At 72.1% G+C, this 20,512-nt stretch carries 25 protein-coding genes; 15 read left to right on the plus strand and 10 right to left on the minus strand.

All coding sequences use genetic code 11. From position 1 onward, the window contains the following. The first annotated feature begins 26 nt into the window (after window positions 1-26). From CPCC7001_RS05480 to CPCC7001_RS05490, 3 genes are read left to right on the plus strand one after another with little or no spacing between them, the layout of a single operon-like run. Window positions 27-1,526: a cobyrinate a,c-diamide synthase gene (locus CPCC7001_RS05480; protein WP_006910414.1), complete on the plus strand. Its 1,500-nt coding sequence runs from the start codon at window positions 27-29 to the stop codon at window positions 1,524-1,526. A gap of 2 nt (window positions 1,527-1,528) precedes the next feature. Then, on the plus strand, window positions 1,529-1,777 hold the full coding sequence (locus CPCC7001_RS05485) for an acylphosphatase (protein WP_006911386.1): 249 nt from the start codon (window positions 1,529-1,531) through the stop codon (window positions 1,775-1,777). Continuing rightward, on the plus strand, window positions 1,777-2,487 hold the full coding sequence (locus CPCC7001_RS05490; protein ID WP_006909040.1) for a GAP family protein: 711 nt from the start codon (window positions 1,777-1,779) through the stop codon (window positions 2,485-2,487). The genes CPCC7001_RS05485 and CPCC7001_RS05490 overlap by 1 nt, the downstream gene beginning before the upstream one ends. On the opposite strand, the gene CPCC7001_RS05495 is transcribed toward CPCC7001_RS05490, so the two are convergent. From CPCC7001_RS05495 to crtE, 3 genes are read right to left on the minus strand one after another with little or no spacing between them, the layout of a single operon-like run. Continuing rightward, the gene (locus tag CPCC7001_RS05495; RefSeq protein ID WP_006910350.1) at window positions 2,484-3,941 is read right to left on the minus strand and encodes an ATP-dependent RecD-like DNA helicase; all 1,458 of its coding nucleotides are present in this window, start codon (window positions 3,939-3,941) and stop codon (window positions 2,484-2,486) included. The genes CPCC7001_RS05490 and CPCC7001_RS05495 overlap by 4 nt on opposite strands. Before the next feature lie 42 nt (window positions 3,942-3,983). Further along, window positions 3,984-4,544, minus strand: a complete 561-nt coding sequence (locus tag CPCC7001_RS05500; protein WP_083782582.1) for a divergent PAP2 family protein — start codon at window positions 4,542-4,544, stop codon at window positions 3,984-3,986. After that, window positions 4,541-5,506 (minus strand): geranylgeranyl diphosphate synthase CrtE, encoded by a 966-nt coding sequence (gene crtE / locus CPCC7001_RS05505; protein ID WP_006910604.1) that lies wholly within the window; start codon window positions 5,504-5,506, stop codon window positions 4,541-4,543. The genes CPCC7001_RS05500 and crtE overlap by 4 nt, the downstream gene beginning before the upstream one ends. Before the next feature lie 153 nt (window positions 5,507-5,659). On the opposite strand from crtE, the gene CPCC7001_RS05510 reads away from it, so the two are divergent. Beyond that, entirely contained in the window at window positions 5,660-7,018 is a 1,359-nt protein-coding gene (locus CPCC7001_RS05510; RefSeq protein WP_006911439.1) for a hypothetical protein, read from the plus strand. Between the two features lie 12 nt (window positions 7,019-7,030). Here CPCC7001_RS05510 and folD read toward each other — a convergent pair whose 3' ends face one another. Further along, on the minus strand, window positions 7,031-7,912 hold the full coding sequence (gene folD / locus CPCC7001_RS05515) for a bifunctional methylenetetrahydrofolate dehydrogenase/methenyltetrahydrofolate cyclohydrolase FolD (protein WP_006909781.1): 882 nt from the start codon (window positions 7,910-7,912) through the stop codon (window positions 7,031-7,033). Window positions 7,913-8,049: 137 nt separating this feature from the next. Between folD and CPCC7001_RS05520 the strand changes: the two genes are divergently transcribed. After that, window positions 8,050-10,131: an HDIG domain-containing metalloprotein gene (locus CPCC7001_RS05520; protein ID WP_006911617.1), complete on the plus strand. Its 2,082-nt coding sequence runs from the start codon at window positions 8,050-8,052 to the stop codon at window positions 10,129-10,131. Between the two features lie 60 nt (window positions 10,132-10,191). On the opposite strand, the gene CPCC7001_RS05525 is transcribed toward CPCC7001_RS05520, so the two are convergent. Continuing rightward, window positions 10,192-10,734, minus strand: a complete 543-nt coding sequence (locus CPCC7001_RS05525) for a J domain-containing protein (protein ID WP_006909192.1) — start codon at window positions 10,732-10,734, stop codon at window positions 10,192-10,194. 153 nt (window positions 10,735-10,887) lie between these two features. On the opposite strand from CPCC7001_RS05525, the gene CPCC7001_RS05530 reads away from it, so the two are divergent. Next, window positions 10,888-12,417 (plus strand): peptide ligase PGM1-related protein, encoded by a 1,530-nt coding sequence (locus tag CPCC7001_RS05530; protein ID WP_006910597.1) that lies wholly within the window; start codon window positions 10,888-10,890, stop codon window positions 12,415-12,417. Between the two features lie 38 nt (window positions 12,418-12,455). Beyond that, entirely contained in the window at window positions 12,456-13,073 is a 618-nt protein-coding gene (locus CPCC7001_RS05535) for a hypothetical protein (protein ID WP_006910559.1), read from the plus strand. Window positions 13,074-13,098: 25 nt separating this feature from the next. Here CPCC7001_RS05535 and galE read toward each other — a convergent pair whose 3' ends face one another. The 4 genes from galE to CPCC7001_RS05555 are packed head-to-tail and all read right to left on the minus strand — an operon-like array spanning window position 13,099 to window position 15,332. Next, window positions 13,099-14,124, minus strand: coding sequence for a UDP-glucose 4-epimerase GalE (gene galE / locus CPCC7001_RS05540; RefSeq protein WP_006910684.1), 1,026 nt, complete (start codon window positions 14,122-14,124; stop codon window positions 13,099-13,101). Between the two features lie 9 nt (window positions 14,125-14,133). Then, a complete protein-coding gene (locus CPCC7001_RS05545) occupies window positions 14,134-14,559 on the minus strand; it encodes a DUF6165 family protein (RefSeq protein WP_006909105.1) in 426 nt (141 codons plus the stop codon). A gap of 46 nt (window positions 14,560-14,605) precedes the next feature. Further along, window positions 14,606-14,968: a nucleotidyltransferase domain-containing protein gene (locus CPCC7001_RS05550; RefSeq protein ID WP_225867276.1), complete on the minus strand. Its 363-nt coding sequence runs from the start codon at window positions 14,966-14,968 to the stop codon at window positions 14,606-14,608. Next, the gene (locus CPCC7001_RS05555; protein ID WP_006909924.1) at window positions 14,931-15,332 is read right to left on the minus strand and encodes a HEPN domain-containing protein; all 402 of its coding nucleotides are present in this window, start codon (window positions 15,330-15,332) and stop codon (window positions 14,931-14,933) included. The genes CPCC7001_RS05550 and CPCC7001_RS05555 overlap by 38 nt, the downstream gene beginning before the upstream one ends. A gap of 69 nt (window positions 15,333-15,401) precedes the next feature. Here CPCC7001_RS05555 and gmd point away from each other — a divergent pair, with 69 nt between their 5' ends. The 4 genes from gmd to CPCC7001_RS05575 all read left to right on the plus strand — a co-directional run bounded on the left by gmd (window position 15,402) and on the right by CPCC7001_RS05575 (window position 18,378). Continuing rightward, window positions 15,402-16,541 (plus strand): GDP-mannose 4,6-dehydratase, encoded by a 1,140-nt coding sequence (gene gmd, locus CPCC7001_RS05560; protein ID WP_006911355.1) that lies wholly within the window; start codon window positions 15,402-15,404, stop codon window positions 16,539-16,541. A 17-nt stretch (window positions 16,542-16,558) separates the two neighbouring features. Further along, window positions 16,559-17,599, plus strand: a complete 1,041-nt coding sequence (locus CPCC7001_RS05565) for a GDP-L-fucose synthase (RefSeq protein ID WP_043369610.1) — start codon at window positions 16,559-16,561, stop codon at window positions 17,597-17,599. A 90-nt stretch (window positions 17,600-17,689) separates the two neighbouring features. Then, window positions 17,690-17,929 carry a hypothetical protein gene (locus CPCC7001_RS05570; protein ID WP_006909538.1) on the plus strand — a complete coding sequence of 80 codons (240 nt, stop codon included), beginning with the start codon at window positions 17,690-17,692 and terminating at the stop codon, window positions 17,927-17,929. A 14-nt stretch (window positions 17,930-17,943) separates the two neighbouring features. Continuing rightward, on the plus strand, window positions 17,944-18,378 hold the full coding sequence (locus CPCC7001_RS05575) for a TA system VapC family ribonuclease toxin (protein WP_006909222.1): 435 nt from the start codon (window positions 17,944-17,946) through the stop codon (window positions 18,376-18,378). A gap of 159 nt (window positions 18,379-18,537) precedes the next feature. Here the strand turns inward: CPCC7001_RS05575 and CPCC7001_RS05580 are convergent, their stop codons facing one another. After that, window positions 18,538-18,771 carry an AbrB/MazE/SpoVT family DNA-binding domain-containing protein gene (locus CPCC7001_RS05580; protein WP_006911708.1) on the minus strand — a complete coding sequence of 78 codons (234 nt, stop codon included), beginning with the start codon at window positions 18,769-18,771 and terminating at the stop codon, window positions 18,538-18,540. A gap of 111 nt (window positions 18,772-18,882) precedes the next feature. On the opposite strand from CPCC7001_RS05580, the gene CPCC7001_RS05585 reads away from it, so the two are divergent. The 4 genes from CPCC7001_RS05585 (at window position 18,883) to CPCC7001_RS05600 (ending at window position 20,432) form a co-directional block, all read left to right on the plus strand. Further along, a complete protein-coding gene (locus CPCC7001_RS05585; protein WP_006909771.1) occupies window positions 18,883-19,152 on the plus strand; it encodes a type II toxin-antitoxin system VapB family antitoxin in 270 nt (89 codons plus the stop codon). Then, window positions 19,152-19,553: a type II toxin-antitoxin system VapC family toxin gene (locus CPCC7001_RS05590; protein ID WP_006910344.1), complete on the plus strand. Its 402-nt coding sequence runs from the start codon at window positions 19,152-19,154 to the stop codon at window positions 19,551-19,553. The genes CPCC7001_RS05585 and CPCC7001_RS05590 overlap by 1 nt, the downstream gene beginning before the upstream one ends. Window positions 19,554-19,735: 182 nt before the next feature. Beyond that, entirely contained in the window at window positions 19,736-19,996 is a 261-nt protein-coding gene (locus CPCC7001_RS05595; protein WP_006911199.1) for a type II toxin-antitoxin system Phd/YefM family antitoxin, read from the plus strand. Between the two features lie 16 nt (window positions 19,997-20,012). After that, a complete protein-coding gene (locus tag CPCC7001_RS05600) occupies window positions 20,013-20,432 on the plus strand; it encodes a type II toxin-antitoxin system VapC family toxin (protein WP_006910918.1) in 420 nt (139 codons plus the stop codon). Window positions 20,433-20,512 lie beyond the last annotated feature (80 nt).

A 20,512-nucleotide genomic window follows, 5' to 3' on the forward strand; every position in this document is an offset into this window, starting at 1 on the left:
CTCACCGCCCTGCGCACCTTCAGCCCTTGCCCTGCCTGATCGCGGCCCCCTGCAGCGGCAGCGGCAAGACCCTGCTCACCCTCAGCCTGGCGGCCCTGGCCCGGCGGCGGGGCCTGCGGCTGCAGCCCTTCAAGGTGGGGCCCGACTATCTCGATCCCCAGCTGCTCAGCCAGGTGAGCGGGCTCACCTGCCGCAATCTCGACCCCCTGCTCTGTGGCGAGCCCTGGGTGCGGCGCTGCTTCCAGTGGCACGGCAGCCGGGCCGATCTGGCGGTGGTGGAGGGGGTGATGGGCCTGTTCGATGGGCGAGGACCCGGCAGTGAGGGCAGCTCAGCGGCGGTGGCAGCCCTGCTGGATCTGCCGGTGGTGCTGGTGGTGGAGGCCTCCCGCCAGGCCGGCTCACTGGCGGCGCTGGTGCGGGGCTTCCGCGACCATGGCCCGCCGCCGGTGCGTCTGGCCGGGGTGGTGCTGAACCGGGTGGGCAGCGAACGCCACCGGCAGCTGCTGGCGGAAGCCCTCGAGGCCATTGCCGTGCCCCTGCTGGGCGTGCTGCCCAGCGATCCGGTGCTGGAGTGGCCGTCGCGCCATCTGGGGCTGCTGCCGCCCCAGGAGCAGGCCGACCTGCCGGAGCGCCAGCAGGCCTGGGCGGCGCTGGCGGAGCGCCATCTGGATCTGGAGCGTCTCTGGCCCCTGCTGGCCCCGGCGGCCCCGGCCAGCGGCTCCGGGCCAGGGCACGGGCATGAAAACGGTCAAGAGCATGGGGATCCGATCGCCTGGCTGCTCGGATCGCTGCCCATCTCCCCAACCGCGGCCCGGAGCTCGGCCTCGGAGCCGCTGCCGATCGCGGTGGCCCAGGACGCCGCCTTCCACTTCCGCTACCCGGAAGCGGAGGAACTGCTGCGGGGCGTCGGCCTGGATCCGCGGCCCTGGAGCCCCCTGGCCGATGAGCCGCTGCCGGCGGGCTCCAGGGCCCTGCTGCTGCCGGGGGGGTATCCGGAACTCCATGCGGCCGGGCTGGCGGCCGCCCGTCGCAGCCTCGGGGCGCTGCGCCAGGCGGCGCGGGCGGGGCTGCCGATCGCGGCGGAGTGCGGCGGTCTGCTGCTGCTGGGCGAAAGCCTGTGCGATCCGGCCGGGCGGGCGCACCCGATGGCGGGGGTGCTGCCGTTCGCGGCACGGCGCGGGGCCCTCAGCCTGGGCTACCGCGAGGCCCAGGCCTGCGGTGACGGCCTGCTGGTGCGCCGGGGCGAGTGCTTCCGCGGCCATGAGTTCCACCGCTGGCAGCTGGAGACCGTGACGGGCGGGGGTGAGCTGTGGCAGCTTGAAGGCTGGGGCAGCCCCCGCCGGAGCGAAGGATGGACCACACCGACCCTGCACGCCAGCTGGCTGCATCTTCACTGGGCTGGATGCCCGCGGATTCCACTCCGGCTGGCCGCCGCAGCCGCGAACGCCGCTCCGGCACCGGCCAGCGGCGCGATGTCAGTGCGGGCGCTGCCGGATCCAGGGCTCCGGTCGAGCGCTGGCGCCTGATCGTGGAGGGCAGGGTGCAGGGGGTGGGCTACCGGGCCGCCTGCTGCGCCCGCGCCCAGGATCTCGGCCTGGGCGGCTGGGTGCGCAACCTCCCCGACGGCCGGGTGGAGCTGGAGGCCGAGGGCGGCAGCCAGCAGCTCAATGACCTGCGGCTCTGGTGTGAGATCGGCCCTCCCCACGCCGAGGTGCGCTGCGTGAGCACCCTGCCCGTGGGCACCACGGGAGAGGACTGGTTCGAGGTGCGCCGCTGATGACGCTGGCCGCCGTGCATGGCTCCACGCCCCATCTGGTGGGGGAGCTGGCGGCCTTCGGGCTGGCGGTGGCCCTTTCCCCCGCCCACATCGTGCTGCTGCTGCTGGTGCTGCTGGGGGAGAAGCCCCGGCTGCGAGGCAGTGGGTTCGTGCTGGCCTGGCTGGCCACCAGCGGCCTGGTGGTGGCCGGCCTGCTCACGGTGGGGCACGGGCTGCTGCTCACCATGGAGCGGGGCAGCGCCCACCGCACCGGCCTCGACCTGATCGCGGCCGGCGGGCTGCTGGCCCTGGGGCTGCGGGAACTGCTGGGCCGCAGCGCCGAAGGCGGTACACCGGGCTGGGCCGACAAGCTCGACCGCTTCTGCGCCCTGCCCCTGCCTCTGCTGCTGCTGCTCAGTTCGGCCTTCCAGATCGCCAGCCCCGACGACCTGTTCCTGTTCGCCAGGACGGCCGCCAGTGTGCTGGAGGCCGGGCTGGCTCCGGCCCAGGAGATCGGGGCCACCGTGCTGTTCAGCCTCACGAGCGGCCTGCTGCTGCTGGGGCCGCTGCTGGCTCTGCTGCTGCTGGGCCCCGAGCGCATGCTGCCGCAGCTGCAGCGGGGGAAAAGCTGGCTGCTGGCCCGCGGTGATGCCGTGGTGGGGCTGGTGAGCCTGGCCCTGGCGGTGTACCTGGGCTGGCAGGGAATCGAGGGCCTGCAGCTGCAGCTCTAGGCCCCGTTCCCGTCCTCCAGCCAGCGGGCCCACAGCGCCTGCTCTTCGCCGTCGGAGCGGACATCGGCTGTGGCCCGGGCCACCAGCGCCACCGAGGTGCTGGCCCGGCTCACGGCCACATAGAGCAGCTGGCGCCGCAGCAGGGGATCGCGGGGCAGGAACACATCCCCGTCCACGAACACCTGGCCGAAGGTGCTGCCCTGGCTGCGGTGGACGGTGAGCACCGCAGCGGGGCCCAGGGCCGCGAAGGCATCCCGGAGCAGGAAGAAGCGGCGCCACAGGGCCCGGCCCGCCTGCTTCCCCGCCAGGCGGGCCTGCTGGCGCAGCTGGGTCAGCACCGCCTCGATCGCGGCCCGGTCGGAGGAGCCCAGGGGGGGCAGCAGCCGCAGGTTGAGCTGGCTGTCGCCGCTGTCCACCGCGGCATTGAGGGTGGCGATCACCGGCACGGCGGCGCCGCCCAGATCGGCGCCGGTGAGCCCGAACTCGGCCAGATCGCAGCGCTCGGGGGTGACATCGCGCACCACCACCTCCCGGTTGGAGCCAAGCACCATGTCGGGCTCCTCCCCGGCCTCCTCCCCTTCGCGGCAGGCCGGGGCCATCACGGCGCTGCGGGTGATCAGCACCTCGCCGGGAAGCACCGGCAGCTGGTCGGCCATGGCGCCGTGCAGGGCCCGGCGGGCGATCGGCACCAGCTGCTCCAGCGAGCGGTTGGTGTAGCAGAGGATGCGGGCCTGGTCGGGATCGTCCGCCGCCACGCTGCGGCGCAGGGCCTCCTGGGCGGCCTCCAGCCACTGGGGCCGCCGCAGCAGCGCCACCTCGCCGGCGGCGGCGCGCACCGGCGGGAGCTCGGGGGGCAGGCGGCAGGGGAGCACCTGCTCGCGGATGCCCCGCGCCAGCCGCAGCACCGGCCCCTGATGGCGCACCACTTCGGTGAGGTGGGCCGTGGCCGCCCTGCCGAGGCTGAATACGGCGCTGCTGGGCTCCCCCACCGGCGGCAGCTGGGCCGGATCCCCCACGAACACCAGCCGGGTGCGGAAGGGATGAGCGCAGCGCAGGGCGATCTCCAGCAGGGTGGTGTCCACCATCGAGGCCTCGTCGATCAGCACCAGGCCCAGATGTTCGAGGGCGCCGGCGGTCTGCTCCGTCTCCTCGCAGCGCTCCCGATCGCCCTGGCGCCGCAGCTTGAGCCGCAGCAGCCGGTGGATCGTGGAGGGATACCAGGTGGGCATGAGGCCGGCGCGGGCCAGATGGCTGCGCAGCACCCCCACGGCCTTGTGGGTGGGAGCCACCACGGTCCAGCACAGGCCGCGGGCTTCCACCTGGGCCAGGAAGGCCATGGAGAGGAAGGTCTTGCCGGTGCCGGCGTAGCCACTGAGCACGAAGGGCACCCCCTCGGCCGGCTGGGCCAGCCAGGCGGCGAAGCGCTCGCTGGCCTGCAGCTGGCCGGGCGTCAACGGGAGGGGCGGGGAGGGGGAGGAGGGGCCCAAACGGGTGGCTCAGGCCAGGGGGAAGGGCAGCGGCAGACCCCAGCGCTGGGCCAGGTCCAGCGGCGAACCGAGCAGCACCAGCCCGGGCAGGGCGATGGCTGGCCCCATCAGGCTGCCGATCAGCACCTCCAGGCGGGTGTGGCCCAGGTTCTCCTTGAGCGGCTTCCGCAGCTGGGACGGCTCCGGCTGGGACGGCTCCCACAGGCGCTCGGGCAGGCCATTCACCCGCTGGGCCGTGAGGCCGGCGGCGCGGCGCACGCCGGAGGCGTCGTAGAGCACCACGAAGCAGAGGGTGGCCGCCAGGGCGAAGAGGGGATCGGCAAAGCCCTGCTGCCAGCCGATCGCCGCCGTGGTGCCGGTGAGCAGGGCGGAGTGGCTGGAGGGCATGCCGCCGGTTTCGAACAGCACGGCGGGCCGCCAGCGGCGGTGCACCAGCAGTTCGATCGCCAGCTTGGAGAGCTGGGCCAGCCCGCAGGCCGCCAGGCCCCACCAGAGGGCGTCGTTGCTGAGCAACGCCACCAGGGGCTGGCTGTCATGGGGAGCGCTGAGCAGACCCGGCACTCCCCTCATCGGTCACGGCTGGTGATGTAGTCGGCCAGGGCCAGCAGGGGCGCCGCGCGCCCTCCGGCGGCGAAGGGGGCCAGGGCCTCCTTGGCCTCCAGCACCAGGGCCTGGGCCCGCTGGCGCGATTCCTCCAGCCCGAGCAGCTTGGGGTAGGTGGTCTTGTCGGCGGTGAGATCCTTGCCAGCGGTCTTGCCCAGCACCTCGCTGCTGGCGGTGACATCCAGGATGTCGTCGATGATCTGGAAGGCCAGGCCGATGCCGCGGGCGTAGGTGCGCAGGGCGGTGAGCAGGGCGTCGGGGGCTCCGGCGATCAGGGCCCCGCAGAGCACGCAGGCCCGCAGCAGGGCACCGGTCTTGTGCAGGTGGATGTACTCGAGGGTGTCGAGGTCCACGGTCTTGCCCTCGCACTCCAGATCCACCACCTGGCCGCCCACCAGGCCGGGGGCCCCGGAAGCCAGGGAGAGCTCCCCCACCACCGCCAGCAGCCGCTCCGGCGGCACCCCCGAACTGCGCAGGGCCACCATCTCGAAGGCGCGGGTGAGCAGGGCGTCGCCGGCGAGGATGGCGTTGGCCTCGCCGTACACCTTGTGGTTGGTGGGCCGGCCGCGGCGCAGATCGTCGTCGTCCATGGCGGGCAGGTCGTCATGGATCAACGACATGGTGTGGATCATCTCCAGGGCCACGGCCGTGGGCATGGCCCGCTCGCTCTCCCCGCCGGCCAGCTCACAGGCCGCCAGGCAGAGGATGGGCCTCAGACGCTTGCCACCGGCCAGCAGGGAGTAGCGCATCGCCTCCCGCAGCGACTCCGGCCGTTCCGGCCCGAGGGCAGCATCGAGCGCCGCCTCCACCCTCAGGCGGGCGGCCTCCAGGTAGGCGGGGAAATCGAACCCGGCCGGGGCCTGGGTGCCGCTGATCACTGGGTCGCCGCCGGCGGCGTTGCCGGAGGTCGTGCGCACCGCCGCGGTCATGGGGAGATGGGATCTGCGGGGATTCTCTCAGGCGAAGCCGCGCTGGCCGGCGCCGATGGCCCAGGCCACACACTCGGCAAGACCGGGCCGGGAGCACGGGCCGCGGGCCAGGGGACGTGGGTGACACTGAACCCGCACCGCAACGGCTGCACCATGGCCCTGCCTTCCCTGCTCCCCGCGGCCCGGCGCCGCGAACGGATCGCCGCCGCCGCCGCCACGGCCGTGCGCGACCACTGGGTGACGCTCCATGACGGCGCCCGCACGGTGCCGGCGGCGCCCCTGGCCCAGGAGCTGCTGGTGTACCGGGTGGACAACGGCCGGCTGCTGGCCGACCTGGAGGAACGGCTCGGCGATGACCCCGCCCGCCTGCGGCGGCTCCACAGCGAGGAGGACCGGCCCGACACCCAGGCCCTGCTGCACAGCCTGCTGCTCACCAAGGCCGGCGATGCCCGGGGGCCGATCCTGCAGGAGCTGCGGCGGCTGGCGGTGCAGACCGAGCCGCTGCTGGTGGACGCCGACGGGGTGGTGATCAACGGCAACCGGCGGCTGGCGGCGATGCGCAGCCTGCTGGCGGAGGATCCCAAGCGCTACGCCCGCTTCCACGAACCCCTGGTGGCGATCCTGCCGCCGGAGGTGAGCCGGGCCGATCTCGAGTTCCTCGAGGCGAGCCTGCAGATGGCGCCCGAAACCAAGCTGGCCTACGGCTGGGTGGAGCGGCGCCTGAAGCTGCGGGAGCAGCACCAGCGCCTCGGCCTGGCGGACGACTGGATCCAGGAGGCCTACCGGCTGGGGGATCCGGCCCAGCTGGAGCGGGAACTGGCGGAACTGGCCCTGGCGGAGGCCTACCTGGAGGACGTTCTGGGGCAGCCCAGGCGCTATTCCAGCGTGGGCGACGCCGAGCCCCTGTTCACCGGGCTGACGGCCCAGCTGGATGCCCTCCCGCCTCGCCTGCAGGGCGCCTGGCGGCAGCTGGGCTTCCTGCTGATCGACCAGCGCCGGGAACTGGATGCCGGGATGGCCAAGCACTTTCCCTTCAGCGCCCCGGTGGCGCCCTCGATGCCCGTGGAGGCGCTGCTGCGGCTGGGGCAGGACTGGGGGCTGGGCAGCGGGCGGGACGGGGAGGGGCCCGATCCGGGCGACGACGCCGGAATGGCCGCGCCGCTGCGGACCCTGCCGAAGGCCTGGCTGCGGGGTGTGGCCCGGCGGGCGGGCGCGCCAGGGCAGCGAAGGCCCCGGGCCCTGGCGGTGCAGGAGGTGCTGGACACGCTGCGGGTGGAGCTGCGCCAGGAGCAGAGCCCCCAGCGGCTGTTCAAGGCCCTGCGCCAGAGCCGCAAGCTGCTCAGCCGGCTGAATGCCGAGCAGCTCGGGGCGCAGGAGCGCAACCGCCTGCGGGGCGAACTGGCGGCGATCGCGGCCCAGGGCAGCCAGCTGCTGGGCGAGGCGCCCCAGCCGGCCGGGCTGCTGCAGCGGCTGAAACGTGGGCTCAAGCGGCAGCTGAAGCGGCAGCGCTGAGCCCCTGCGCCGTCAGACCACCAGATCAGCCAGGCCGTGGTCGAGGCCATGGCGGCGGCACCAGGCCACCAGCGTGTTCACCAGCAGCATGGTCACGGTCATCGGGCCGACGCCGCCGGGCACCGGCGTGATCGCCGCCGCCAGCGGCTCCACCTCCTCGAAGCGCACATCGCCGCAGAGTCCCCCTTCCGGCTTGCGGTGGATGCCCACATCCACCACCACCGCTCCGGGCTGCACGTGCTCGGCCCCGATCATGCGGGGGCGGCCCGCCGCCACCACCAGCACGTCGGCCTGGCGGCAGAGGGCCTCGAGGTCGCGGGTGCGGGAGTGGGCCACCGTCACGGTGGCATCGGCGGCCTGCAGCATCAGGGCCATGGGCTGACCCACCAGGATGCTGCGGCCCACCACCACCGCCCGCCGGCCGGCCAGCTCCACCCCCTGGTGGTCGAGCAGCGCCATCACGCCGGCGGGGGTGCAGCTGCGGGGCCCGGGCTCCCCCTTGAGCAGCCGGCCGAGGTTGAGGGTGTGGAGGCCGTCGGCGTCCTTCTCCGGGTCCATGGCCAGCAGCAGCGGGGCGGCCTCGAGGCCGGCCGGCAGCGGCAGCTGCAGCAGGATGCCGTCCACCGCCGGGTCGGCATTGAGCCGCTCGATCGTGGCCCGCACCTCCGCGGCACTGGTGGTGGCGGGCAGATGGGAGCCGAGGCTGTGGATGCCCACGCGGCCACAGGCCTTTTCCTTGTTGGCCACGTACACGCCGCTGGCGGGGTCGTCCCCCACCCGCAGCACGGCGAGACCCGGCGGCCTGCCCACCGCCGCCTGGCGGGCGCCGACCACGGCGGCGAGGCGCTGCTCGATCAGGCCGGCGAGCTGGCGCCCATCAAGACGGATGGCCATGGAGCGGTGCTGGGGTGTGGGGTGGCGGTGGCCTGGGGAGATGGGTCGGGCTGCCGTGGGGGAGAGACCCGTCTCCAGCTTGCAACGCCAGGCCGCAGCCGCCCTGCCGGCGGGGCCGTGGTCGCTAGCGTCGATGCATGGGCTGGCGGCTGTCGACGATCCCCATCCTCCGCCGGCTGCGTCGCCTCTGGCGGCAGTGGCTCCGCGCCGAGCGGCCGCGCCAGCCTGCCGCCTGGTGGCGGCTGCGGGACGCGGCGGCGGTGCTGGTGGTGTGCGCCCTGGTGGCGCTGCTCAGCAGCTGGCGCTGGCTGGCGGAGCCGAACCTGCGCCCCGGCATGCTGGCCCCCTTCACGGTGCGGGCACCGGAGGCCGCCGAGGTGGTGGACAGCACCGCCCTGGAGGAACGGCGCCAGCAGATGCTGCCCCGCACCACGGTGCAGGTGGTGGACCAGCAGGCGAGTGAACGGCTGCGTCGCTCGCTGGATCAGCAGATCAAGGCGATCGAGCAGCTGCTGGTCACCGACCAGCCGCGCGTGGAGCCGGTGACCCTCACGGAGGGCCAGCGGCGCTGGCTGCGGGGGCTCGACAGCCTGCAGTTCACGGCCTGGGCGCGGGAGGTGCGCCAGGCCCAGCTGCGCATGCTCAGCCAAGGGCTGGCCCCGGGGCTGTCCGAAGGGCAGCTGGTGGAGGCGGCCACGATGCAGCTGGAGAACCTCTCCGACCAGGGCCGCAGCCTCGGGGCCCGCCTGCTGGTGCAGACCCTGCAGGGCCACACCAACCTGCGCAGCGATCCGGCCCTGAGCCAGCGGCGCATCGAGGCCCTGATCAGCCAGCAGGGCATCCCCACCATCGCCGTGGAGCAAGGCGACCTGGTGGTGCACCAGGGCGAGCCGATCAATCCCCAGGCCTTCGATGTGCTCGATCACTTCGGGCTGGTGAACCGGCGGCCGCGGCCCCTGGCCTGGCTGGGCCACTTCCTCGAGAGCCTGGCCGTCGCCGGCACGATGGTGCTGCTGCTGCGGCGCTGGCGCAGCAGCCTGGAACCGCGCCAGGCGATGCTGGCCCTGGGCACCCTGCTGGCGGTGCAGGGGCTGCACCTGTGGCTGAACCAGCTGGCCAGCCCGATGGTGCTGCTGGTGCCGCCCACCCTGCTGCTGGCCCAGGGGCTGGGCACGGCCTGCGGGCTGGCCTGGCTGGCGGCCGCCACCCTGCTGTGGCCCATCCCCCTGAGTGGCCTGCTGGGGCTGCGGCTGCTGCTGGCCGCCGGCACCGCGGCGGTGGCGGCGGTGCTGGCGGGCCGCCAGCGCACCCGGGCGGAACTGCTGCAGCTGGCGGTGCTGCTGCCGGCCGGAGCCGTTCTGCTGCAGTGGCTGCTGCTGCAGGGCCGCGGCGAGCCCGGCCAGTTCGACCTGCTGAGCGAGGCCCTGCTGCTGGGCGGCCTGCTGATGGCCGGCCTGCTGCTGGCGCCGCTGGTGGAGACGTTCTTCGGGCTGATGACACGCACGCGGCTGCTGGAGCTGGCCGATCTGGAACGGCCGCTGCTGCGGCGTCTCTCCTGCGAGGCGCCGGGCACGTTCGAGCACACCCTGATGATCGCGGGGCTGGCGGAGGAGGGGGCCCGCAGCATCGGCGCCGATGTGGATCTGGTGCGCACCGGGTCGCTGTACCACGACGTGGGCAAGCTGCACGGCCCCCAGTGGTTCATCGAGAACCAGGAGGAGGGGGTCAACCCCCACGACAGCCTCGACGACCCCTTCGCCAGCGCGGCGATCCTGCAGGCCCACGTGGACGAGGGCCTGAAGCTGGCCCGGCGCTATCGCCTGCCGCGGCCCCTGGCCGACTTCATCCCCGAGCACCAGGGCACCCTCAAGATGGGCTACTTCTTCCACCAGGCCCGCGAGCGGGACCCCTCGGTGCCGGAGCAGCTGTTCCGCTACCGCGGCCCCAGGCCCCGCAGCCGGGAGACGGCGATCCTGATGCTGGCCGACGGCTGCGAGGCGGCGCTGCGGTCCCTGCCGCCCGGCACCAACGAGGCCGAGGCGCGGGAGATGGTGCGGCGGATCCTGGAGGCCCGGCTGCGGGATGGCCAGCTGGACAACAGCGGCATCGGCCGGGCCGAGCTGGAGCTGCTGATCCGCGCCTTCGTGCGGGTGTGGAAGCGGATGCGGCACCGGCGCATCCCCTACCCGATCCCGCGCCGCAAGGCGTTCAGCGCCTGATCCCCTGGCGGCTGACCTCCTGCACCCGATCCTGAGGACCCGACCCAGGGCGGGAGCGGCTCAGGCGGCCAGGTCGAGGCGGAGCCCCTGGCTGGCCTCCAGCAGCCGGTAGGCGGCCAGGCGCTGGTGCCACAGCTCCGGATCGCCGCCGGCGTCGGGGTGCCAGCGGGTCACGTTGCGGCGCCAGGCGGCGCGGATCTGGGGCCAGCTGCTGCCCGGCTCCACCCCCAGGTGACGGCAGGCCTGCAGATAGGGATCGGGGGCGGCCGGCACGGCCCGCAGCGGCGGCCGGGCGGCGGCGGCGGGCGCGTAGCGCTGCGCCCGCCGCACCGGGGGCCCCGGGTGAGCGGAGCGGCGTGGCCAGGGCAGGGCGGCCACCAGCAGGGCGAGGACGTCGATCAGCCCCTGGCCGAGCAACAGGGCGCCCACCAGCAGGAACACGGCCGGCGCCCAGAGCATGTGCAGGCTGTCGGCGGCGATCTGGTGGTTGCCGTGGCGCAGGTGGACCCGCACCCCCTGGTCGATCATCACCGCCACCAGCCCGCCGACGGCGCAGCTGACGCCGCCCTTGAACAGCGTGTGCAGGGGGCGGTGACGGGGCACGGCGGCGGGGCGCGACGGCTCTGAAGTCAAAGTAGCGGCGCCGGCAAGGGCGCACACCGCCGCGGTGACGGCCTGGCAGGCGGTGACGGCTTGGCAGGGGGCCCCGGCCTGAGCAGCATGGTCATGGAGGACAGGGCCGCGGAACGGAGCGCAATGGCGGCACTCAGCTTCCGGGAGCTGCAGCGGCAGCTCCAGCCCGACTGGGGCCACACGATCGAGGGTCGGGGCCCGGAGGTGGACGTGCTGATGGTGCCGTCCCTCTCGATGGACCAGACCCAGATGGATCTGGTGACCGGCTCCCACCACTACGAGGAGCGGCAGCTGTTCGCCCTGATCGGCCTGCGCCATCCGGGCGTGCGGATGCTGTACGCCAGCAGCAAACCCCTGGGGGAGCTGGTGGTGGATGCGGTGCTGGAGCTGCTGCCCGGCGTGCCCACCTCCCACGCCCGCCGGCGGCTGCACCTGTTCGACACCGACGACGCCTCCAGCCGGCCGCTCACGGCCAAGCTGCTGGAGCGACCGGCCCTGCTGGCGCGCATGGGCGAGCTGCTGCGCCCCGGCCGCAGCTTCATCAGCTGCTTCGTGGTGAGCGATCTGGAGCGCCAGCTCTCGGAACGGCTGCAGGTGCCGCTGCTGGGCACCCCGCCCGACCTGCTGCACTGGGGCAGCAAGGCCGGCAGCCGGGCCCTGTTCGCCCGCTGCGGTGTGCCCCACCCGCCGGGCACGGCGCCGGTGCACGATCTGGAGCAGCTGGCGGAGGCCACCGCCGGGCTGTGGGAAGCCCATCCGGAGCTGCGCAGCTGCGTGGTGAAGCTGAACGAGGGCTTCAGCGGCGAAGGCAACGCGCGGTTGGCCCTGGAGCCGCTGCAGCTGGCGGAGCTGTCGGCACGGGAGCGGCGCCAGCGGCTGCGCAGCGCGCTCGACAGCCTGCCGATGCCCTCCCCGCGCTGGCGGGAGCTGATGGCCGAGCAGGGGGCGCTGGTGGAGGCCTGGCTGGAGGGGGGCGAGGAGCTGCGCTCCCCCAGCGTGCAGGGCACGATCCATCCCGGCGAAGGGGGCCGGCCGGGAGCGGTGGAGGTGCTCTCCAGCCACGAGCAGGTGCTGGGGGGCCCTGGCGGGCAGACCTACCTGGGCTGTCGCTTCCCCGCGGCCGATCCCTACCGGGAGGCGCTGATGCGCCATGGGGCCCGGGTGGGGGAAGCCCTGGCCCAGGAAGGGGCGCTGGAGCGCTACGCGGTGGACTTCATCGCCCGGCGCTTCGGGCAGCACTGGGACCTGCAGGCGATCGAGATCAACCTGCGCCAGGGCGGCACCACCCATCCCTACATGGCCCTGAACGCGATCACCAGCGGCCGCCTGGAGCCCGGCGACGGGCTCTACCGCTCGCCCACCGGCACGCCGCTCTTCTACCGGGCCACCGACAACCTCTGCTCACCCCAGCTGCGGGGCCTGCTGCCGATCGACCTGATCGACATCGTGGCCGAGGCGGGGCTGCACTACGACCCGGCCCAGCTGCGCGGCAGCGTGTTCCACCTGCTGGGCTGCCTGTCGGAATTCGGCAAGCTGGGCATGACCTGCATCGGCCGCAGCGCGGCGGAGGCGGAGGCGGTGTACGAGGCCACCGAGGCGCAGCTGGTGCGGGCGGCCTCTGAGCGGGGCGCCGGAGAACGGGGCGGCCCCTAGCGTTTCCGTTCACGCTCTCCATTCACGCCTTGCCGCCCTTGCGCCCCCTGTCCGCCCCCTTCGCCCCCTGGCGCCACCGCCGGCTGCCGGCGGCCAGCCTCGGCCTGGCCCTGCTGCTGGCGGCGGCTGGGCTGGCGGGCTGCCAGAACCGGGAGAAGGAGGCCGAGCGCCTGCGCCAGGAGCAGGCCCTGCAGGCTGCGGCGACCGCCGAGAAGACCCAGCTCGATGCGCTGGTGCAGCGCTGCGAGGCCGGCCAGGAGGCGCTGGTGCAGGCGGCCGACGCGCTGGCGGCCACCGAGACGGCGCTGGCGAACCTGGAGCGGCTGCGCTACCGGGCCACGGCCCGCCCCCAGGCGCCCGATCCGGCCACGCTGCAGCGCTTCACCATCAGCGACCAGGAGCTGGAGCTAGAACGCCACCAGCAGGCCCTGGAGGCCTGGCAGAAGGCGGAACAGACCCGTCGGGCCCGCTGGCAGGCGGAGCAGCGCCAGGAGCGCCAGCGGCTGCAGGCGCGGCTGCGGCAGCAGCGCCAGGCCCTGAGCGAGGCCAATCCGGCCGTGCTGGCCCCCGAGCCCGGGGCGGAACTGGACAGCGCGGCCCTGGCGGCCTACCGCAGCTGCCAGCGCGAGACCCTGGCCAGCCTCAAACGCTCCTGACCAACGACCTCTCAGATCTCAGTTCTCAGCCCCAGCGGCGCTGGTGCCAGGCCCAGGCATCGGAGAGGATCGTGTCCAGATCGGAGCGCTGCGGCGTCCAGCCCAGCTCCGCCATCGCCCGCGAGGCATCGGCCACCAGCTCGGCGGGATCACCGGGGCGGCGGGGAGCATCGAGCTCCCGCAGGCTGCGGCCGGTGATGCGGCAGGCGGCGTTGATCACCTCCTGCACCGAATAGCCGCGGCCGGTGCCGAGGTTGTAGATGTGCTGGCCACCCTGCTGCAGCAGCCGATCCAGGCCGAGCACATGGGCGGCGGCCAGGTCCGCCACATGGATGTAGTCGCGGATGCCGGTGCCATCGGGGGTGGGGTAGTCGCGCCCGAACACCGCGATGGACTCGCGGCGGCCGGCCAGGGCCTCCAGCACCAGGGGGATGAGGTGGGTTTCGGGGTCGTGGTCTTCACCGAGATCGGCGGCGGGATCGGCGCCGGCGGCATTGAAGTAGCGGAAGATCACGCTGGGCTGGCCGTAGGCGGCGCCGAAATCGGCCAGCAGCTGTTCCACCATCCACTTGCTGCGGCCGTAGGGGTTGATCGGCGCCTGGGGACAGCGCTCGTTGATGGGGATCTGGTCGGGGGCGGGGATGCCGTAGGTGGCGCAGGTGGAGCTGAACACCAGCGGGATGGGCAGGCCGCGGCGCTGGGCCTCGGCCTGCAGGGCCTCCAGCAGCACCAGGGTGTCGCCCAGGTTGTTGCGGTAGTAGCGGGCCGGATCGCTCACGCTCTCGCCCACGTAGGCGTAGGCGGCGAAGTGGAGCACGGCCCGCACGGGGCCGGCCGGCAGCTGGGGATGGTGGCCCTGCAGCAGGGCATCGAGCAGGGGGCGATCGCCCAGCTGCCCGGTCACCAGGGGCACCTGCAGCACCTGCTCGGCGATGTCGCGGTGGCCGTACACGAGGTTGTCGAGCACCAGCACCGGCTGGCCGGCGCGCTGCAGGGCGCGCACGGTGTGGCTGCCGATATAACCGGCGCCGCCGGTCACCAGGATCGTCATGGCGGCGGCTCAGGCGGCGGGAACGCTGGGGTCGACTCTGCCGGAGCGGCCTGTCGCTGCATGGCCGGTGTCGTAGCTCTTCTGCTCGATCAGGGCGCTGCCGCTCTGGAGGTTGATGGCGCGCTTGAGGGCGGCACGGCGGTCGTTGAGGCGGTGGATGCTGCGGGCCAGCCGCACGAAGGCGGGGCCGAAGTCGCTCTGGCGGTCACAGGCGCGGATCGCCTCCTCGCAGTGCCACAGCTCGGCATTCACAGCCTGCAGCTGCTCCTGCAATGCCGGATCGAAGCGGGGTGCGGCCGCCGCGAAAGCCTGCTGCAGCAGGGCCTGCTCCCGGTTCACCTGCTGCAGCGCCTCGCCCTCGAAGTGCTGCTGCTTGAGGGCCAGGATGGTGAGCTTGTCCACCAGCTCGCCCACGGACACCGGAATCGTGAGCATCCTGGCGGCGGCCGGCAGCTGGCACGCAGGCTAGGAGCGGCGGGGGCTAGGAGCGGCGCGGCCAGACCCAGCGCACATCGCGGCGGAGCTCGCCAGCGAAACGGGATCCTTCGGCCAGCAGGGCGCTGTGTTCGGCGGGGGTGAGCACCAGGGCATCGCAGCTGAGAGGCAACCGCTCCAGCGGCCAGAGCAGCAACCGCTCCTGCTGGGAACCGCTGGCGTGGGCGTCGATCAGCAGCAGATCCAGGTCACTGCCCACGCCGGCCTGGCCACGGCCGTAGCTGCCGAACACCGCCACCCGCTCCAGCGAAGGAACACGGGCCGCCTGCTCGGCCGCCCAGGTTTCCACCTGGCGCAGAACCTGGTGGGGCTCAGGCCAGCGCAGCACGGATTGCGTCAACGAGCGCACGGGCATGGCGGAGAGCGTCGTCACTCTGGAGACGGCCGAAGTGATCGGTGGGGGCCCCATCCGGCAGGCTATCGGGGTAGCGGGTGGGGATGTAGAGCGCATCGAGGATGCGCAGACGATCCTCCAGGTCCGTCACCGCTTCTGCGAGGCCGGCGGCGGCGGCGGCGGGCAGATCGCGGAAGGAGCGCCCAAGCCCATGCCCCCAGACCTGCTGGCCAAGACTGAGGTGAAGGGCCTTGAGGGCTTTCTCCACCGCCTGGTGGCAGGCGAAACAGGCCCACTCATGGTGCCCGGCCCTGGCGCTCAGCTCGGCCTGGTCCAGATCGGCGTGGGCCTGATGCAGCCAGTCGGCGGAGCGGTTCATGCCGCCATTGTGACCAGGGGCCTGTGACGAGCGGGAGTAACTTCCTGCCTGGCCTGAGCGGACACCCCCATGCCCAAGACAGCGCTGATCACCGGCATCTCAGGGCAGGACGGCAGCTACCTGGCCGAGCTGCTGCTGGAGAAGGGCTATGTGGTGCACGGCATCAAGCGGCGGGCCAGCAGCTTCAACACCCAGCGGATCGATCACCTCTACCAGGACCCGCACGAGAGCGATCAGCGCCTGGTGCTGCACTACGGCGATCTGACTGACAGCACCAACCTGATCCGGATCGTGCAGCAGGTGCAGCCCGATGAGATCTACAACCTCGGCGCTCAGAGCCATGTGGCGGTGAGCTTCGAGAGCCCGGAATACACCGCCAACAGCGATGCCCTCGGCACCCTGCGGATTCTGGAGGCGGTGCGCATCCTGGGGCTCACGGAGAAGACCCGCATCTACCAGGCCAGCACCAGCGAGCTCTACGGCCTGGTGCAGGAGATCCCGCAGAAGGAGAGCACGCCCTTCTACCCGCGCAGCCCCTACGGGGTGGCCAAGCTCTACGCCTACTGGATCACGGTGAACTACCGCGAGGCTTACGGCATGTATGCCTGCAACGGGGTTCTGTTCAACCACGAATCGCCGCGGCGGGGCGAAACCTTCGTGACGCGCAAGATCACCCGTGGCCTGGCGCGCATCAACGAGGGGCTCGATGAGTGCCTGTTCATGGGCAACCTCGATTCGCTGCGCGACTGGGGCCACGCCCGCGATTACGTGGAGATGCAGTGGCGGATGCTGCAGCAGGAGAGCCCGGAGGATTACGTGATCGCCACCGGACGGCAGGAGAGCGTGCGTCGCTTCATCGAGCTCACGGCGGCGGAGCTGGGCTGGGGGCCGATCCAGTGGGAAGGAAAGGGGGTGAACGAGGTGGGCCGGCGCGACACCGGCGAGGTGGTGGTGCGGATCGATCCGCGCTACTTCCGCCCGGCAGAGGTGGAAACGCTGCTGGGGGATCCCACCAAGGCGCGGGAGAAGCTGGGCTGGACGCCCACCACCACCCTGGAGGAGCTGGTGGCGGAGATGGTGGCGGCCGACAAGGAGGAGGCGCGCAAGGAGGCGATCCTGCGGTTGAAGGGCTTCAAGGTGGTGGGCTCGATGGAGAACCCGCCCACCAACCCGCTGGCGGTGGAGCGGGCCCGGGCCGCTCAGGGGTGATGGCCCACTCCGACGCCATGACATCCCCCTCCCTGCTGCAACCGACCCTCCTGCGTCCGAGTGACCGGATCTTCGTGGCCGGCCACCGCGGCATGGCCGGCGGCGCCATCGGCCGGGCGCTGCAGCGCGCCGGCTACGGCGATGGGGCCCAGGGGGGAGCCCTGCTCACCGCCGGCCGCCAGGAGCTGGATCTGCTCGATGGGGCGGCGGTGGAGCGCTGGTTCGCCGCGCAGCGGCCGGATGTGGTGGTGCTGGCGGCGGCGAAGGTGGGCGGCATCCAGGCCAATGCCAGCTACCCGGCCGACTTCCTGCTCGACAACCTCAAGATCCAGACCCACGTGATCGAAACGGCCTGGCGCAGCGGCGTGCGGCGGCTGCTGTTTCTGGGCAGCAGCTGCATCTACCCCAAATTCGCCGAGCAGCCGATCCGGGAGGAGGCCCTGCTCACCGGCGCCCTGGAGCCCACCAACGCCTGGTATGCGATCGCCAAGATCACCGGCATCAAGCTGGGCGAGGCGCTGCGGCTGCAGCACGGCTTCGATGCGATCAGCCTGATGCCCACCAATCTGTACGGGCCCGGCGACAACTATCACCCCACCAACAGCCACGTGCTGCCGGCGTTGATCCGCCGCTTCCACGAGGCGGCCGAGCGGGGTGATGCCAGCGTGACCTGCTGGGGCACCGGCACGCCGCTGCGGGAATTCCTGCATGCGGACGATCTGGGCGAGGCCTGCGTGTTCGCCCTGGAGCACTGGGATCCGGCCGCCGCCGATGCGCCGCGGGATGGGGCGGGCGATCCACTGGCCTTCCTGAACGTGGGCACGGGGGTGGATCTGAGCATCCGCGAGCTGGCCGAAGCGGTGGCGAAGGCCACCGGATTTGGCGGTGAGATCCTCTGGGACACGACCAAGCCCGACGGCACCCCGAAGAAGCAGCTGGACGTGAGCCGGCTGGCCTCGCTGGGCTGGCGGGCCCGCATCCCCCTGGCCGAGGGCCTGCAGCAGGCGGTGGCGGCCTTCCGCAGCGAGCTGAGCCGCGGCGCCGTGCGGGCGGCGTAGGGCCGAGGGCACGGTCAGGCACAGGGCCAGGCCAGCCCACTGGTGGGCCATAAATGCGCACTAAGATGCGCACACCGCCCAGGACCAGCCATGCGCACCACCCTGGAGCTTCCCGACCCACTCTTTGCCAGGCTGAAGGCACGGGCCGTGAGCCAGGGCGTGACCCTCAAGGCCCTGTTGCGGAGCTACGTGGAGCAGGGGCTCAGCGCCGCTCCCGATGGAGCCCCCCGGGCTCGTTCTGCCGCCGCTCTGCCCCGGCTGGATGGTCCCCTGGCGATCGGCAGCGAGCAGTGCAGCAATGCCGGGCTGTTCGACCTGCTCGACCCTTGAGCCCCCGCGCAGTCGTGAGCCCCGGAGCCGACCTGCCGGATCTCAATGTGTGGCTGGCTCTGGCGTCCAGCCAGCACATCCACCACCGGCAGGCTTTGCACTACTGGGAACAGCTCGCCGCGGAGCAGGTGCTGTTCTGCACGGTGACGGCCCTGGGGTTGGTGCGGCTGGTGAGCCAGCCCCGGCTGATGGGTGACGCCGTGAAGAACGCTGCGGAGGCCTCGGAGCTTCTGGCCGCGTTCTGCCGCCAACCCGGCGTGGCGTTAGCACCAGCGGAGCACGACGGCTGGGACGTTTTCCATCGCCTGATGCGGAAAGGGGAGCTGCCCCCACGACTCTGCACCGATGCCCACCTGGCGGCGCTGGCGATGACGCATGGCTGGCGGCTGGTGAGCTTCGACCGGGATTTCAAGCGCTTCGAGGGTCTGCACTGGCTGGCGCTGTCCTGATCCGGGTCAGGCCAACCACTCCTGCATGAGCCCGGCCACAGCGCGAAACTCCGGATCCTTGTGCTGCAGGAGGCGCTCGCTGGATTCCTGCCAGTCGATCGGCAACGGGCTCGTCGTCACGCAAGGTGAGCAACGCCGAGGTCTCCAGACAGAACAGGGTCACCCGGCCTCCAGGGAGGCCTCGGCACGACGGTCATCCAGGAGCCTCTGGCTGGCACCCGCTTTTCCACGCCCACGAAAGGCCTTCACAGGAGAGGCATCCACAGGAACAACACGGATCGTGCCATCGGCCTCCACCAGCCACTCCAGCCGCTGGGATGGGCTCAGGGCGAAGCGTTCCCGGATCGGCGCCGGGATCACGGTCTGGCCACGGGCGGTGATCGTGCTCCTCATGGCATCAGCGGTGAATGACCCGATAGCTCAATCAATCATTCAGGCCAGCCAGTGCTTGGGTGATGGCGCCCGTGTCTACACTGAAGGCAGACCGTCTACACAAGCAGGCCCTTGGCCCTGAACATTCGCCATCCCGAGGCCAATCGCCTGGCTGCCGAACTGGCCGCTCTCTCCGGCCAGACGAAGACCGACGCCGTGATCCAGGCGTTGAAGGAACGGCTGGAGACGCTGAAGCGACAGCAGGAGGATGGCGGCCAGGCGCGGCGGCGACGCCTCGAACGGCTCGAGGCGATCGCCCTGCGGGCAGCGGCCCGGCCGCAGAGGGATCCACGGTGTGCCGAGGAGATCCTCGGTTACGACAGCTCGGGGCTGCCCAGCTGATGGTCATCGACCCATCCGCCCTTGTGGCCATTCTTCTGAATGAGCCCGAGCGCCGGGCCTTCATCGAGGCCATCGCGGCCGCCGAGGTGTGCTGGCTCTCTGCGGCCTCCCTGGTGGAACTCTCGATCGTGATCGAGGTGAAGCTGGGGCCTGATGGCCTGGACGACCTTGACCTGTTTCTGGCCACGGCCGGGGTCGAGACGGTGGCTTTCGATCATGACCAGGCCCTCATCGCTCGCGCGGCCTTCCAGCGCTTCGGCAAGGGGCGCCATCCTGCTGGCTTGAATCTGGGCGACTGTTGTGCCTACGCCCTGGCCCGCGTGCGTGAGGCCCCCCTGCTGTTCAAAGGGCGCGACTTCGTGCACACGGATATCCGCAGTGCGTTGACAGGACCGTACTGATCAGGGGCTCGGTTCGACCGACTCCACGTCGGCGATGCCGCGGACATCACTGTCCATGGTGTGCAGCCGGGCCTGGTGCTGCCTGGATGGCCTGAGCCTCCCCGCACTGGAAGGCGTTGCTGCCGTTCGATCTCAGGGCGGGCGTCGGCTTAAGCTAGACAGTTGAGCTAGCCAGCTTCGCCATGGACGCCGTGTGGACGCTGCAGGATGCCAAGAACCGCTTCAGTGCGGTGGTGGATGCGGCCGCCCGCGGCGAACCGCAGAAGGTGACACGCCGCGGCCAATGGGTGAGCGTGGTGCTGTCGGCGGAGGAATACCAACGCCTGCAGCGGCTGGATGCAGCCAACGCGCCATCACTGGCCGAGCTGCTCCTGCAGATGCCGCAGGACGACGAAGGCTTCGAGCGGGTGCCCATCACGCCGAGGGAGTTCCCGGCTTCCTGATGGATGGTTTTGATTGATGTTTCTGATCGACACCATGGTGCTCTCCGAACTCCGGCTGCGCAGGCGGGATCCGGGGGTGGTGGCCTGGATCGGCAGACAGCGGCCGGAGGATTGCTTTCTGAGTGTGGTGAGCATCGGCGAGATCGAACGCGGCATTGCCCGCAGGCGCACGACCGATGAGAGAGTTGCCGCGCAGCTGGCCGGATGGCTGGATCAGCTGCTGCGGCTGTATGGCGATCGGCTGCTGCCGGTGGATGTGGGTGTGGCGCGCCGGTGGGGACAGCTCTCGGCCGAGATCGGCCACGACGGTGCCGATCTGCTGATCGCCGCCACGGCGCTGGAGCGTGGCCTCACGGTGGTGACCCGCAACCTGCGGCACTTCACGCCCACGGGCGTGCAGACGCTCAACCCTTGGCGAGGGGAGGGCAACTGCTGATCGCCTTCATCAGCCGGGCAGCCCGCTGAGGGTGTGGCGGGCCGTGGCCAGGATGAGGCTGACCGCCATGGGCAGCTGCA

Source organism: Cyanobium sp. PCC 7001 (assembly GCF_000155635.1).
Lineage (GTDB): Bacteria > Cyanobacteriota > Cyanobacteriia > PCC-6307 > Cyanobiaceae > NIES-981.